At 46.5% G+C, this 13,513-nt stretch carries 11 protein-coding genes and 1 pseudogene; 6 read left to right on the plus strand and 6 right to left on the minus strand.

Annotated elements, in window-relative coordinates; genetic code table 11:
* Positions 1-128: 128 nt before the first annotated feature.
* Entirely contained in the window at positions 129-491 is a 363-nt protein-coding gene (locus BLO51_RS02990; RefSeq protein ID WP_245719504.1) for a winged helix-turn-helix transcriptional regulator, read from the minus strand.
* A gap of 111 nt (positions 492-602) precedes the next feature.
* Here BLO51_RS02990 and BLO51_RS02995 point away from each other — a divergent pair, with 111 nt between their 5' ends.
* The 4 genes and pseudogenes from BLO51_RS02995 (at position 603) to BLO51_RS03010 (ending at position 4,570) form a co-directional block, all read left to right on the plus strand.
* A complete protein-coding gene (locus BLO51_RS02995; protein ID WP_090666706.1) occupies positions 603-1,799 on the plus strand; it encodes an NADH-dependent flavin oxidoreductase in 1,197 nt (398 codons plus the stop codon).
* A 396-nt stretch (positions 1,800-2,195) separates the two neighbouring features.
* Positions 2,196-2,732, plus strand: coding sequence for a pyridoxamine 5'-phosphate oxidase family protein (locus BLO51_RS03000; protein ID WP_090666707.1), 537 nt, complete (start codon positions 2,196-2,198; stop codon positions 2,730-2,732).
* 98 nt (positions 2,733-2,830) lie between these two features.
* Positions 2,831-3,775: pseudogene (locus BLO51_RS03005) on the plus strand (hydroxyacid dehydrogenase); the annotation flags it as partial.
* Positions 3,776-3,835: 60 nt separating this feature from the next.
* Entirely contained in the window at positions 3,836-4,570 is a 735-nt protein-coding gene (locus BLO51_RS03010) for a YggS family pyridoxal phosphate-dependent enzyme (RefSeq protein WP_090666709.1), read from the plus strand.
* A 33-nt stretch (positions 4,571-4,603) separates the two neighbouring features.
* On the opposite strand, the gene pdxR is transcribed toward BLO51_RS03010, so the two are convergent.
* The 4 genes from pdxR to BLO51_RS03030 all read right to left on the minus strand — a co-directional run bounded on the left by pdxR (position 4,604) and on the right by BLO51_RS03030 (position 9,422).
* A complete protein-coding gene (pdxR, locus tag BLO51_RS03015; protein WP_090666711.1) occupies positions 4,604-6,034 on the minus strand; it encodes a MocR-like pyridoxine biosynthesis transcription factor PdxR in 1,431 nt (476 codons plus the stop codon).
* A 281-nt stretch (positions 6,035-6,315) separates the two neighbouring features.
* Positions 6,316-7,482, minus strand: coding sequence for an MFS transporter (locus BLO51_RS03020; protein WP_090666713.1), 1,167 nt, complete (start codon positions 7,480-7,482; stop codon positions 6,316-6,318).
* The gene (locus BLO51_RS03025; RefSeq protein ID WP_090666715.1) at positions 7,479-8,306 is read right to left on the minus strand and encodes a MerR family transcriptional regulator; all 828 of its coding nucleotides are present in this window, start codon (positions 8,304-8,306) and stop codon (positions 7,479-7,481) included. Before BLO51_RS03025 ends, BLO51_RS03020 begins: the two co-directional genes overlap by 4 nt.
* A gap of 96 nt (positions 8,307-8,402) precedes the next feature.
* Positions 8,403-9,422, minus strand: coding sequence for an alpha/beta fold hydrolase (locus tag BLO51_RS03030; protein WP_090666717.1), 1,020 nt, complete (start codon positions 9,420-9,422; stop codon positions 8,403-8,405).
* A 134-nt stretch (positions 9,423-9,556) separates the two neighbouring features.
* Here BLO51_RS03030 and BLO51_RS03035 point away from each other — a divergent pair, with 134 nt between their 5' ends.
* Positions 9,557-10,450: a LysR family transcriptional regulator gene (locus BLO51_RS03035; RefSeq protein ID WP_090666719.1), complete on the plus strand. Its 894-nt coding sequence runs from the start codon at positions 9,557-9,559 to the stop codon at positions 10,448-10,450.
* A gap of 97 nt (positions 10,451-10,547) precedes the next feature.
* Here BLO51_RS03035 and BLO51_RS03040 read toward each other — a convergent pair whose 3' ends face one another.
* Positions 10,548-11,468 (minus strand): bifunctional helix-turn-helix transcriptional regulator/GNAT family N-acetyltransferase, encoded by a 921-nt coding sequence (locus BLO51_RS03040; RefSeq protein WP_090666721.1) that lies wholly within the window; start codon positions 11,466-11,468, stop codon positions 10,548-10,550.
* 195 nt (positions 11,469-11,663) lie between these two features.
* On the opposite strand from BLO51_RS03040, the gene BLO51_RS03045 reads away from it, so the two are divergent.
* On the plus strand, positions 11,664-13,505 hold the full coding sequence (locus BLO51_RS03045; RefSeq protein ID WP_090666723.1) for a sensor histidine kinase: 1,842 nt from the start codon (positions 11,664-11,666) through the stop codon (positions 13,503-13,505).
* Positions 13,506-13,513: the final 8 nt, after the last annotated feature.

A 13,513-nucleotide genomic window follows, 5' to 3' on the forward strand; every position in this document is an offset into this window, starting at 1 on the left:
ACATCTTTGCCCCCTCACCAACGTGCTGAGTGTAGAGAGTTATTATACTCAGCTTTTTTATTTGGGCCACTCTTATTTTTAGAGTGGCCTCAGACATATACTACGAAGATATGCGCTGTGTTTGAGAATTACGAAGGAGGCGTTTCACTTTCAACTGTTTCCGTATAGTGTTCCTGTCCCCACGCACACAACATTTCGAGTACAGGCATCAGCGTCAAAGCTTTAGGCGACAAGCGGTACTCAACCTTCGGTGGAACTTGCGGATATTCCGTGCGGATTAGCATATCATCCGTCTCTAACTCTCTTAATTGAGAACTTAGCATTTTATGTGTCACGTTACCCAGCGCTCGTTTCAGTTCGCTATATCGAAGAACTTCTTTCTTCCACAGCCAGAATAAAATATGCATTTTCCACTTGCCATCTATTAAAGAGATTGCATATGAAAATGGCGATACATTGACTTCTTCCGGAACATGTTTCTGCTTGTTCAATTTTATACTCTCCTTTTTAATAGTATCTAACTTTAAAGTGCATACTATACGAATAGTTTACTTTTTTCTACAATAAATAGCGACCCCCAAAATTGAAAAGGAGTGATCATCATGAATCATGGTCATTGGAACTTCCTCCAGCCTTATACGTTCACAAAAGGAGTCACATTAAAGAATCGAGTCGTCATGGCCCCCATGACGACCATGTCAAGCTTCTTCGACGGTTCGATTACTAGCGATGAGGTAAATTATTATGCAGAAAGAGCAGGCGGCCCCGGAATGATCATTACGGGCGTTGCATATGTTGCCGAGAACGGAAAGGGTTTTGAAGGCGAATTGTCGATTGCGAAGGATGCCGATATCCGAGGACTTTCCAGAATCGCCGAAGCTATTCATCAAGGCGGCACGAAAGCTGTTGTCCAAATCTTTCATGCAGGTCGCAAGACAAATAGCAGAATTTTAAGAGGTGTTCAGCCAGTAAGTTCCGGCCCCATCGCTGCTACACACCCGGCAGATTCAGAAACACCACGCGAATTAACGCCTGAGGAAATCGAAGATATGATTCAGGACTTTGGCAAGGCCACTTTACGGGCAATCCGTGCAGGATTCGACGGGGTGGAGCTGCACGGAGTGAACACTTATCTCCTACAGCAGTTTTTTTCTCCGCACTCTAATCGACGGTCAGATAAATGGGGGGGCGGATTTGAACAACGGATGCGATTTCCACTAGCGGTTATTGATGAGGTTGCTTCCATTATCGCCACCCATGCGCATAAACCGTTTTTGCTGGGCTACCGTCTCTCCCCGGAAGAAATCGAAACACCGGGTATTCGTCTTGCGGATTCTCTGGACTTTGCCCGGAGACTAAGCGATGCTCCGATTGATTATCTGCACCTGTCATTGGCTAGTTATAAACGTACCTCCCTTCATGACACTTCCGATCAGGAACCGGTGCTTGACAAGTTTATTAAGGCGCTTGAGGATAAAAAACCACTTATCGGCATAGGGTCGGTGGAGCGCCCGGAGGATGCGGAAACGGTTATTCGATCCGGCGCGGCTTTGGTTGCCATCGGTCGGGAATTGATCCGTGAGCCGAAGTGGGTGCAAAAGGTGGAAACAGGCGATTTGAGCAGTATCCGCTACCGCCTCTCGCCTTCCGAACTGGATGAACTGCGTATCCCTCCAGCTATGCAAGCCTATCTCGAAGGGTCTTTCAGAAAGCTCATGCGCTTTACCACTGATGAGCCGGAGGAAGACAACTATCAGCGTTCACTTGCACCAATGGAAGGTTTTGAGAAGAAAATGTAAGAAGGATTTCAGATCGTGGCTAGCTATTTGTGACTACAGTTCGGGTTCCTGTTTCGCAAGCTCTTCAAGCACACCTCTTACTATATTAAATAATGAGGCCTCTCTCGGGTAATCCCATAAAGAGATTGAATCAGCCAGATTTATTCTGGCTGTTTTTTTGTTTAAAGGAGATACCCTTTTCCCGAAAATATGGGACAGTCCTCGTGTAGGCAGCATGAGTCGTAATCTCAACCTGAAATTTCATCATTTCTAGCCATTCCACCATACCGGACTTAGGGGAGCACTGCTTAGTGTCAAATATGGATTGCTATATCTCTATAATTTTGGACGTTTATATTCATTCCAATGGCTGATAAACTTACGTAGGAATACTTCAATATAATAGGAGTGATAACAATGGATGGAGTGCGTTATAAGATAAGAGAAGTGTTGGACAAGAGCAGGATTGAGACATTTCTGCAGCAAGCTCGAATTGGACATCTTGGAATGGTTGATGGTCATCTGCCGTATGTTGTTCCGCTCAATTTTGTTTGGACAAATGGGAAGCTTTATTTCCATGGAGCCACCGGTGGGAGACGAAATCAGGTTATGAGTGCTAACCCGGAGGTCTGTTTTACGGTTTGTGAGGAATATGGAACGATTACTGATCCGGTGCCAGCCAAGACGGACACAGCGTATATGAGCGTAATGATTTTTGGCAAGGCACAGCCCATCGTCGATCTGGATGAAGCTACACACATGTTGCAAGAAATGATTTATAAGTATGTGCCTGGTTACTATAATCGGCCGTTACCCCAACAGCACGTAGACAAATACCGGTCAGCAGTATTCGGTGGTCCGGTACAGGTGTACCGAATTGATCCACATCATATTACCGCGAAAGAAAATCCGATTGAAGAAGAAAAAATGTTCAAACCTGGAAAAACCGTGTAAGATGTTTTTATTTATATGAATGCTGCCGTTACTTATGCGGCAGCATTTGCATTATTAACTATGGTTTCCCGTTAGCTTATAGAGAAGGAGGCAGGTCAATGTTTAAAGTTCTGGTATCAGATCCCATAAGTGATTTTGGATTGCAGCAACTGACGCGTGCTGAAGATGTGGAGGTCGCCAAAATAACGGGGTTGAGCGAAGAGGAGCTCATTTCAATCATCCGTCCCTATGATGCGTTGCTTGTCCGTTCTCAAACGAAAGTCACTCGGCGTATCATGAAGGCCGGTGTTCATTTGAAAGTCATCGGCCGGGCAGGAGTCGGTGTGGACAACATTGATTTGGATGCCGCAACGAGCCGGGGGATTATCGTGGTCAATGCACCCGACGGCAATACGGTCACGACGTGCGAGCATACCTTTGCGATGATGATGGCATTAGCCCGGCATATTCCGCAAGCGCATGCCAAAACCGTTGCCGGGCTGTGGGACCGTAAATCATTCCTTGGTGTTGAATTGCGAAATAAGATACTCGGTGTGCTGGGACTTGGCCGTATCGGGATCGAAGTGGCCAAACGCGCAGCAGCATTTGGGATGACCGTTATCGGCTGCGATCCCTTTTTATCGGAAGAAAGGGCCAACAAACTGGGTATCAAGCTGGCGACAGTAGATGAAATCATACAGACTGCTGATTTTATGACGGTTCATACGCCGCTAACGAATGAAACGCATCATATGATCGCAGGGCCGCAATTCGATGTCATGAAACGGGGAATGCGAATTATCAACTGCGCCCGCGGGGGAATTATTGACGAGGCGTCTCTTATTGAGGCGCTCGACGAAGGAATTGTGGCAGGCGCAGCTTTCGATGTATTTGAATGTGAGCCTCCGGCGCCAGATCACCCATTCTTAAGGCATCCCAAAATGATTGTTACCCCGCATTTGGGCGCGTCCACTTTGGAAGCCCAAGAGAATGTAGCCCTTGATGTTTCCGAACAAGTTATTCGTATCCTGCGAAATGAACCGTTTAAAAATGCAGTCACCATCTCGGTTCGGAATAAGTCAATGTCGTAAATGCCATTCGTGAGTAGAAAGAGGGTAGGAAACATGGGCCATCTAGTTGAAGAGAATCTCAAAACCGTAAGGCAGCAGATGGAATTGGCTTGCCAAGCCTCGGGGCGCAAGATCGGGGACGTGAAATTGTTGTTGGCGACCAAAACCGTACCGCTTGAAAAGTTGCAAATGGCTATACAGGCGGGTGAGACTCTATTTGGGGAAAACAAAGCGCAAGAACTTCGGGACAAATTTCCGCTTATGCAGCAATATCATCAGGTGGAATGGCATTTTATCGGACATTTGCAAACGAATAAAGTGAAGGACGTTGTCAAATATGTTACACTTATTCATTCTGTGGACCGTTTGAAATTGGGGCAGGCCCTGCACCATCAGCTCATCAAAGAGAACAAGACCATGGATATTCTGGTACAAATCAACACGTCCTATGAAGAAAGTAAATTTGGTGCTTCTCCGGAAACGGCGCTGGAGTTAGTGGAACAGTTGTCCCAGTTCGAAACGTTAAACGTGAAAGGCTTAATGACAATTGGAAAACTGAATGCTACAAATGACGAGACCCGGCACTGCTTCCGATTATTAAAATGTATTCAAACACAAATTAGGGAGAAAAAGTTTCCGTGTGTAGAAATGGACATCCTCTCGATGGGCATGTCCGGTGATTTCAAGGTGGCCATCGAAGAAGGAGCTACTATCATCCGCGTAGGGACAAGCGTATTTGGCCAACGTTACTTGCCGGACAGCCACTACTGGAACGAAAACGCGCGCTAGGACGATTAGGAGAGAGGCAGGGGAACGCTTGTATTATAAAAGCATCCCTGCCAGACGATGAATGCCTGCTTCAATGGCTGCTTCATCTACTTTAGCAAAACCCAGTACCCATCCTTTTCGATCGCTTTCCAAACAATACTTGCTAAGCGGATAAACGCGGATTCCTTCTTCAAGCGCTAAGTTCGTCACGGCTTCTTCGTCAAACGATGGGTCAGCCTCAAGAAGCATATGCAACCCCGTTTCTACGCCGCTTAGTTTGAAGTGTTCGCTCAGACCTGTCGTGATGATGGCCTTCGTCATGGCTTCGTGTCTGCGCCGATATACGTTTCGAACTCGTCTCATATGGCGCATGAAATGACCATGTTCGATAAAATGAGTAAGCGTTAATTGCTCCATAATCGGAAGATGACGATAGGTTAATTCATGGACTTGGGCAAGCCGACGAATGGCCTCTTTGGGACCAATGATTGCCGATATCCGAATACCGGGAGCGACCATTTTGGAAAAACTCATCATATACAACGTATTCTGAGGTCGCTGACTGAACAAGGTTGGAAGTGGGTCACCGCGATATCGAAATTCGCTGTCGTAATCGTCCTCAACAATCCAAAGCCGCTGCCCGGCAGCCATGTGTAACAATTGTTGCCTGCGAGGTTCCGACATAATAACTCCAACCGCACACTGGTGCGATGGCGTAACAAACACAAGTTTGGACCCAGGGTGAACGCGGTCTACGCATAGCCCGTACTCGTCGACCGGAACGGGGACAACTTGCATACGCCGATACTTCATCGCCATCCAGGCGGCAGGGAAGCCGGGATCTTCAACCGAAGCCGTGTCTCCTTCATGTAAAAGGGCTTGGGCAATCAAATCAATGCTATGTTGTGCGCCTGAAGTTAATATGATTTGATCGATACTCACATGAACGCCCCGTTCAAGTGACAAATAACGTTGAATCTGTTCCCGCAGCGGCAGGAATCCATAGGCGTCGCCGTAAGCCCAGCTGCCCAGGTCTGTTTCTGTGGAGGCCTGTAAAAATGATTGTCTCCAATTTCTTTGAAAATGTTCGTCCAAATAAGGCTCATGGGGACTGAAATCGATCTCTACTTTTCGATGTTCTTTGTCTCCGAACCAACTGTGCAAATGACCGATTGCAGCGTTTAATAAAGGCAATTCGGGAGGGACGGGTCCTTGTGTCGCAGCATCCTCCGAAGGACGAGTCGCGTAGGTCCATTGGCTAACTCTTGTCCCGCCGCGACGAGAGGTTACGGTGTACCCGCGGCTGAATAACTCCTCGTAAACAATCTGTATGGTTGAACGGGAAACGCCAATCAACGGAGCGAGTTCGCGGGATGGGAGCAGCAATTCGCCTGGCGGCCATTTTCCGGTTGTAATATTATGAATCGCTTGATCCAGAAGTTGCTGCCAGATGGGACGTTCGTCATCTCGGTTTACTTTTAGCATTCATTCACCTCCAGTGTTTTCTACTGGGATTATGGATTGCTCTAAACTCTGATTTATGGATATTCAGTAACACTCCATTGATTGATATACTAACATGACAAAAGTTGCTTTTGCAACACGTGATAACTTTTCCTTTATTTTGCTAAAATTGTCCAAAAAAAAATCCCGCCGAAGTCCTGGAGGCCAGAGCAAGCCGGTCTCAAGAATCGGAGGGATACATATGTCTCAATTCGGATAACAAACTCAATCGGTACAGACGTTTCGTCTTTTGTGGTTTTCGTCTACACCGTTACATGATCCGGTTTATTATTGTAAGCGAACAATCGGACAGCTAGCAGGAGCGCCAGCAAGACCATGAAGAACCCGGACCAGCCGAGATGGCCTATGGAGAAACCGCTGATCACCATTCCCCCGATGGCCGAGCCGAAAGCGAAACCGAATTGGATAAACGAAGTATTGACGCTTAGAGCGATATCCGGCGAGTGGGGTGCCAAGGAAACCATATACAACTGCTGTGCCGGGGAGGTCGCCCATGTACCCATCATCCATATCATGATCAACGGGATGATCGCATAGATCAAGCCGCCTGCCCAAGCCAGCAGCAGCAGCATTCCGGCTTGGACGGAAAGACCGGTATAGATCATGAACTTCGGCCCTTTCGTATCCGCAATCATTCCTCCAAATTTGGAGCCGACAAAACTGCAAAGGCCAAAGAGCAGCAGAATGCCGGAAAGCGCAGCCGCCGACAGCTTGGCATTCGCCTGCAAGAAGGGGGCTATATAAGTAAACAGCGTAGAGTATCCCCCTATATAAAACAGTGTAATGGCAAGCGCAGTAACAATTTTTTTGTTTTTCAAAATCGACAGCTGCATTCCGAGCGTTATGACTTTTTGCTCGGTAATGGACGGGACTCTGGCGAAAACCGCCAGCAGCGGAATCAACGATAGCAGCCCTATGAGGATAAATAACATTCTCCAACCAACGACTTCGCTTAAAAATGTGCCGGCAGGTACGCCGAGAACAAGAGAACTGCTTAATCCCATCAAAATCGTGCCGATGGCTCGTCCTCGATGTTGTACTTCGACCAGACGCGTAGCTACGGCCATTGCAATTACAGTAGCAGTGCCTCCACTGAGGCCTTGGATCACTCGCGTCACCAGCATCATCTCGAACGAGGGGCTGAAATAGGCCAGAAAGCTGCTCAGAATAAAAATACCGAGCATGAGCAGCAGCATTTTTTTACGGTCCACCTGGATGGTTGCCGCAATCACGACGGGGGCTCCAAGCGCTGCGGAAAGGGCGAACGCCGTGACGAGCATTCCCGCAGAAGATGTCGTAATTCCAAGATCTGCTGCTACCATTTGGAGGATTCCGCTTATAATGTACTCAATTGTGCCGATTAGAAACACGGCCAGTGCAAGTAAATAGACGACCCATTTATTTCTCATTGACGATCCTCTCCAACTTCAATCGGAATTTGAATTTCGATAAGGCAAGTACCGGGCTCCCCCGAAAGGGGTACATAAATTTCTCTTCCGGGCCGGTCGCTTCGAATGCGGTAGCCGTTACGGTCGATCCACGAAGCTAGGTCCAAGCATGCCGTCTCCGAAAACGACGAATCCGAACGGAACAGCAGCGTGGCTACGGTCTCCGAGGGCAGGAAACGGAGATGGAGATGCTCGGGCAGCTTAGGAACGTCCGATTTCACGGCATAGCCGACCTCGAGCTCAAAGGCATCCACCGTGCTGCCGGGTGCGTCCCATAACACCGTCTGCGGACCGGATAAGGAAGCTCTGGAGCGGCTATCGAGAAGTCCATCGAAAATTTCGAAGAGGTTTGGGATCACGTCAGTTGTGCCTGCGGAAGCATAAGTGATCAGGTGTATGTCTTCAACGCGCTTCATGACAACCTCCTGTTCTTTATCCATCCTTCCTTCGCGCTCCACAAGCTGCATTCGTTCTTTAACCCGGGCAAGCTTGGACCGTTCGATATCAAGCTGCCGCTCGATTTCGCTTTCTTTGAGTCTAAGCATGCCGCGAATCTGTTCAGCCGATATATCTTCTTGAAGAAGATGCGCGATTTGCTGCAGTGTAAACCCCAATTCTTTAAAAATGACGATCCGATTCATCTCCAGCAGCTGTTCCGCGGAGTAGTACCGATACCCGGTCGATTCGTCCGTTTTGGCCGGCTTTAAGATTCCGAGCTGATCGTAATAGCGCAGGGTTTGCAGCGGAATTCGGCTTAGCCTGGAAAATTCGCTGATTTTAAACAATGCTTCACCTTCCTTTCTTTTATTTCGGTATGAGTATACACCCTCTAGTCGGGTATAAAGTCAAGAGCTGAGTCAGACTTCCGAGAGACGTTCTGTCTAATTTTGTCCCAGCTGCAAAAATTGTTTCAGATGGTTGTCTATCACGAGAGAATCCTGTTCGTTTTGTCCGATCCCGAAGCAGTGTCCCCATTTGGATTCGATAGGCCGGAAAATCGCATTCGGCATATGCTTCACTTCATACGCATTATCCTCAGAAGGAAAAAACAGATCGGTCGATCCCGGCATGACAAGGGCATGAGCCGTGATCCGGTTTAATGCCTGCTCAAAATTTCCGTTGTCTTCAAGATTGGCGCTAATATCCCCGTGTATACCCGTACGGAGCATGGCGATCAAGTCGTTGGCATCAAAGGAAAGAAACACCTGATCCCAATAGTCTTCCAGATAAGACTTCAACGTCGAATATCCCTCCGGCTGATAGAGCTGCTCCAAATAATAGGCCTGAGAAAACCCCCAAGGGGCGTAGGAGCGTCCCATTGCGGCGAGTCCTGCTACTGGTTGACGGGTATAGAAGCCTTCCTTCCAATTGGAATCCGCTTGCAACGCCGCAATAAGCGACTCAAAAACAACCTGAGCATGCGGCCTGGTCTTTGCTGTTCCGCCAAACGGTACAATCCGCTCGACCATCTCAGGATAACTTGCCCCCCATTGAAAGGTTTGTAGCGCTCCGAGCGACCAGCCAATGACTAAAGCAATCTTTGTAATGCCAAATTTCTCGGTGACGAGCCGATGTTGGAGCCGGACATTATCATAAATCGTGATGAGCGGGAAATTCGCTCTGTCCAAAGGGGCCGGAGTATTGCTTGGGGAGGAAGACAGACCATTGCCCAACATATTAGGCACAATAATAAAATAGTTGTCGGGATCGAGAGCTTTGCCTGGCCCAATCAACCACTCATTATCGGTATGCAGACCAGCGAACCAGGTAGGATAAACAACAGCATTGCTCTTGGCGGCATTTAAGGTTCCGTAGGTTTTATAGGCAAGAAAGGCTTGAGGCAGCGTTTGTCCCGATTGCAGCACGACATCCCCAAGTGAATAAATTTCGTAATCTTTCATGATTCGACTCTCCTCTGCTGTACAAGATTTTATGGTGAAGCTTGATTTTTACTCTACGATACGGTTACCATCAAATCAACGAAACGTTTTTGATTATAATGTTCATTTTATTTGAATAGAGAGGTGCTGTTCTCGTGGATATCCGCCAGCTAAAAACATTTTGGACACTTGCTTCCACCCGCAATTTTAGCCGAACGGCCGAATCATTGAACTATGTTCCGTCTACTGTCACGATGCAAATCAAAGCTTTAGAGGAAGAATTGGGGATCAAGCTGCTGGATCGCTTGGGCAAGAGTGTTGTGCTAACAGACGCAGGCCGTCGGTTTTTGCCCTATGCCAACAAAATTTTAAATGATGTAGAAGAGGCCCGGCATGCCGCAAGTCAAAGCGGGGAGTTGACCGGTACCGTCGTCATCGGTGCGGACGAAACGCTCTGTACGTACCGGCTGCCCGCATTGCTGCGGCTTTTTCGCGAGCGTTATCCGCACGTTCGTCTTTTGTTCCGGCCCTTGTCCAGTCACAATTTGAAACAGAGCCTGAGAGAAGGAAACGCGGATGTGGTCTTTATACTCGATGAACCCGCCGTATCTGCGGACCTTCATACGGAGCTTTTGCTGGACGAGCCCTTTCTTATGGTCGTTTCCCCCGACCATCCATTAGCTTCGCGGTCAACCTTAAGCATAGAAGATTTTCACCGGGAGCATATGTTATTAAGCGAAAAGGGCTGCTCTTATCGGACGTACTTCTATCGCACGTTGTTGAGAAAAGGGGCCGACAGCCTGACCGAACTGGAGTTTAACAGCGCAGAGACCATTAAACAATGCGCAATGATGGGGCTAGGCATTGCCTTGCTGCCTGAAATGGCGATAAAGGGAGAGGTGGAGCGAGGAGAACTGATCGCTTTGCCTTGGGATTTATCTGAAATACGATTTGCTACTCAAATGCTATGGCATCAAGAGAAATGGATTTCACCATCGATCAGGGCCTTTATGGAATTGGCTGGAAATGTATTAAAACGAAGCTCATAAGCGCGGTAAAAGCGATGGAATGCCAGGTCAGGCCAAGCGGGTGGCGTATTGCCAGGGCCGCCGATTGGCCTGCATTTCATTTTATCTTCTTTGGTTCTCAATGAAGATCAAGATCCCATCGTTCTTCAATTAATTTCGTTGCGGACCATTCGTCGTTTGGTTTTTCTTCAGTTAATTTAAAGTTATATTTCCGGTAAATATAGCGGGCCGATTCTAACGTACTTACGGTCCATAAGAACACATGTGCATAGTTTTTTTCTCTACAGAAGCTGAGGGCGGTCTCAATGAGTTTTTTTCCTATGCCTCTCCCTTGAAAAGATTCATCCAGTATAAACCATCTGAGTTGGGCGACGGTATCGCTGGACTTTGTAATTGCAATCGAACCGACGATTCCACCGTTCACTTCGGCAACCCATAGCTCTCCTCCCTCGGGATCTATCATAAAGTCTGCTAAACCTTTCATAACATAATATTCAAAAATTTGGCCAAACTTATAGGTCTTATCATAGATCCTTCCATGAAGATGTGCGACATATCCGGCATCTCCCGATTGAAATGGCCGAATGAGGACTTCTGAAGCGGAAGAACATTCTTTCGAGTAAACGGATTCGATGGTTTCCATGGCTGCGACCAGTCTGGACAAATCATTTTTTGATAAGGGTTTAATCATGTTATCTACTCCGCGACGCGCATGCTCAACCAAGTCTTCGTAAATATTCTCGCCATCTTTGGTTAAAAAGAGGGCATACTGTCGTTTATCCTCACTTGACTGTTTTTTGAGGATGATATTTTCATCCTCAAATCGTTGGAGCATTCGGCTCATATAGCCTCGGTCGATCCCTAATTTTTCTCTAACCTCCGTTGCCGTACAGCCATTTCCATGATGGATTTCTGTTATCACTCTTGCCTCTGTCAATGAAAAAGCTTGATTATAAATTTGTTGATCGATTTTACCTAGCACATTTGCATAAGACCGATTAAATTTACGAATTTTTTCAACATATTGAATCGATTCCATAGGTTATCCCCCTGATCTTCCTAAGCTAAAATTAATACTAGAATAATGTTTATAATTGACTTAGTCAACTAATTTTCTTCGCGCGATTTCTTCTGTTAATGATTACACTCTATATTCATAACGCATAAAAAGCTATAATAGAAAGTAACCGGCACGATTCGTCTATGAATCAGGCATTGGAATAGGGGGTTGGGAATGGTTCCAAATCGGTTGATCTCGAACAACATACGACTCTGGAAAAAGTTTATTTTGATTTACGTGATCGTAACTATTATTCCAATCATTGTTCTGGAATATTTCCTCTCGGACAGTATTAAATCTATCGCTTTCAAAAGCTCTCTGGAGCTGTCCAAGGTTTCAGTCGAACAACTTGATGAGAATTTAACGAATAAGCTGAAAGTCTACTACGATATGGCCGACGGGCTGTCGAACGACCTTCAGTTTACGAAATACTTGAATACCGAATATACATCGCCTTATGAGGCGCTGAATGATTTCAACCTGTTCGTCAAGCCGCTAATGTCCATGTTAAACTATAAAAATTCCGAAGCGCTTATTCGCGTCTATACTAAAAACTCTACCATCGGGTTTTCCGGGATTACGAATCATTCTATGGATGATCTTGCAAAGGAAGGATGGGCGGATCTTTCAAACCCGGGAGGGGGGACGATCAAGTGGGCCGGAGCCGGAAACTCAATCAACCTATCCAATAAGGAGTATTTAGGAAATTACAGGTTTCTGTTTAGCGATACAAGCGAATATAAACCGAATTCCGTGCTTGCAGTCTTTTTCAGGAAAGATGAATTATACTCGATTATTTCAAAGGAGGTTGAAGGGGGGAAAAAAATATTTATTAGCGATGCCGCAGGTAACCTTGTTCTTTCTACCGAACACGAAAAAAAATATGTAAACTTGAATGAAGTCCCCTTCGAAGAAGAATACAGGAAGGACAGCAAAGAATATTCTTTTGCACGCTATGATGGAAGCGATTACATTATGCTCAGAAAACAGATCGATCATCCGTCGATCAACATAAACCATTGGAGCATTGTATATATGATTCCAGCAGGAGCCGTACATTCAAGCATTCAACAAATCAGAATGACAAGCGTTGTTCTTTCGGTGCTCTGCATCGTGTTTTCTTTCCTATTGACGATGCTCCTATCCAGAAATATCACGGGAAGAATAAGCAAGCTTCTACGAAAAATCAGCAATGTCAAAAGAGGAAATTTTACGATTTCGGATGAAGCAGAGGGCACGGATGAAATTAGCATCCTGGATAACAGCTTTAATGAAATGATCGAAAGAATAGACACATTAATTCATGAGGTCTATGAAGCCGAAATCCGGGTAACGAAGGAAAAGCTCAAAAACAGCATTATTGAAACAAGGGCAAGGGAGGCGGAAATCCATACTCTGCAGAGCCAGATCAATCCGCATTATTTATTCAATACCCTTGAATCCATTCGTATGAAATTGCTCACGAAGGGCGACAGGGAGTCTTCAGATATCATCGGAATGTTTGGCGAAACATTCAGGCTGGCGCTAAGCAACCATAACGATATTTACAAGCTTTCGGACGAATTGCGGTTTGTCGAATCTTTTTTCCTGATCCAAAAATACCGTTATGGCGACAGGATCAACTACGAGAAAGATGTGCCTTCCGATGTGCTGAACGTATATATTCCGAAGCTGATTTTGCAGCCGCTGGTCGAAAATGCGATCTACCATGGAATAGAAAGAAAGGCGGCTGGGGGGACTGTAACGGTACGCGCCCGTATCGCCGATGGAAAGCTTGTTATTAAGATAACGGATAATGGAGCCGGGATGGATGAGGATGAGTTGAATCTATTGAGGGAGACGATCCATAAGAGCAATCAAGCAGACACTCCTAGGGGCTACTCCGGGATAGCACTCCGCAATATTCATACCCGGCTCAGCTTGTTGTTCGGGGATCAATATGGCCTGGTCATACACAGCGGCAAGGGGATAGGGACTGAGGTAGTGGTCAGTTTACCAGTAACGGACGCCAGTTGAACAGGAGG

This window comes from Paenibacillus tianmuensis (assembly GCF_900100345.1).
In the GTDB taxonomy this organism is placed as follows: Bacteria; Bacillota; Bacilli; order Paenibacillales; family NBRC-103111; genus Paenibacillus_G; species Paenibacillus_G tianmuensis.

Excerpts from the sequence above, each read along its gene's own strand:
- BLO51_RS02995 (WP_090666706.1), top strand. The coding sequence starts at position 603 with ATGAATCATGGTCATTGGAACTTCCTCCAGCCTTATACGTTCACAAAA.
- BLO51_RS03000 (WP_090666707.1), top strand. The coding sequence starts at position 2,196 with ATGGATGGAGTGCGTTATAAGATAAGAGAAGTGTTGGACAAGAGCAGG.
- BLO51_RS03010 (WP_090666709.1), top strand. The coding sequence starts at position 3,836 with ATGGGCCATCTAGTTGAAGAGAATCTCAAAACCGTAAGGCAGCAGATG.
- pdxR (WP_090666711.1), bottom strand. The coding sequence starts at position 6,034 with ATGCTAAAAGTAAACCGAGATGACGAACGTCCCATCTGGCAGCAACTT.
- BLO51_RS03020 (WP_090666713.1), bottom strand. The coding sequence starts at position 7,482 with ATGAGAAATAAATGGGTCGTCTATTTACTTGCACTGGCCGTGTTTCTA.
- BLO51_RS03030 (WP_090666717.1), bottom strand. The coding sequence starts at position 9,422 with ATGAAAGATTACGAAATTTATTCACTTGGGGATGTCGTGCTGCAATCG.
- BLO51_RS03040 (WP_090666721.1), bottom strand. The coding sequence starts at position 11,468 with ATGGAATCGATTCAATATGTTGAAAAAATTCGTAAATTTAATCGGTCT.
- BLO51_RS03045 (WP_090666723.1), top strand. The coding sequence starts at position 11,664 with ATGGTTCCAAATCGGTTGATCTCGAACAACATACGACTCTGGAAAAAG.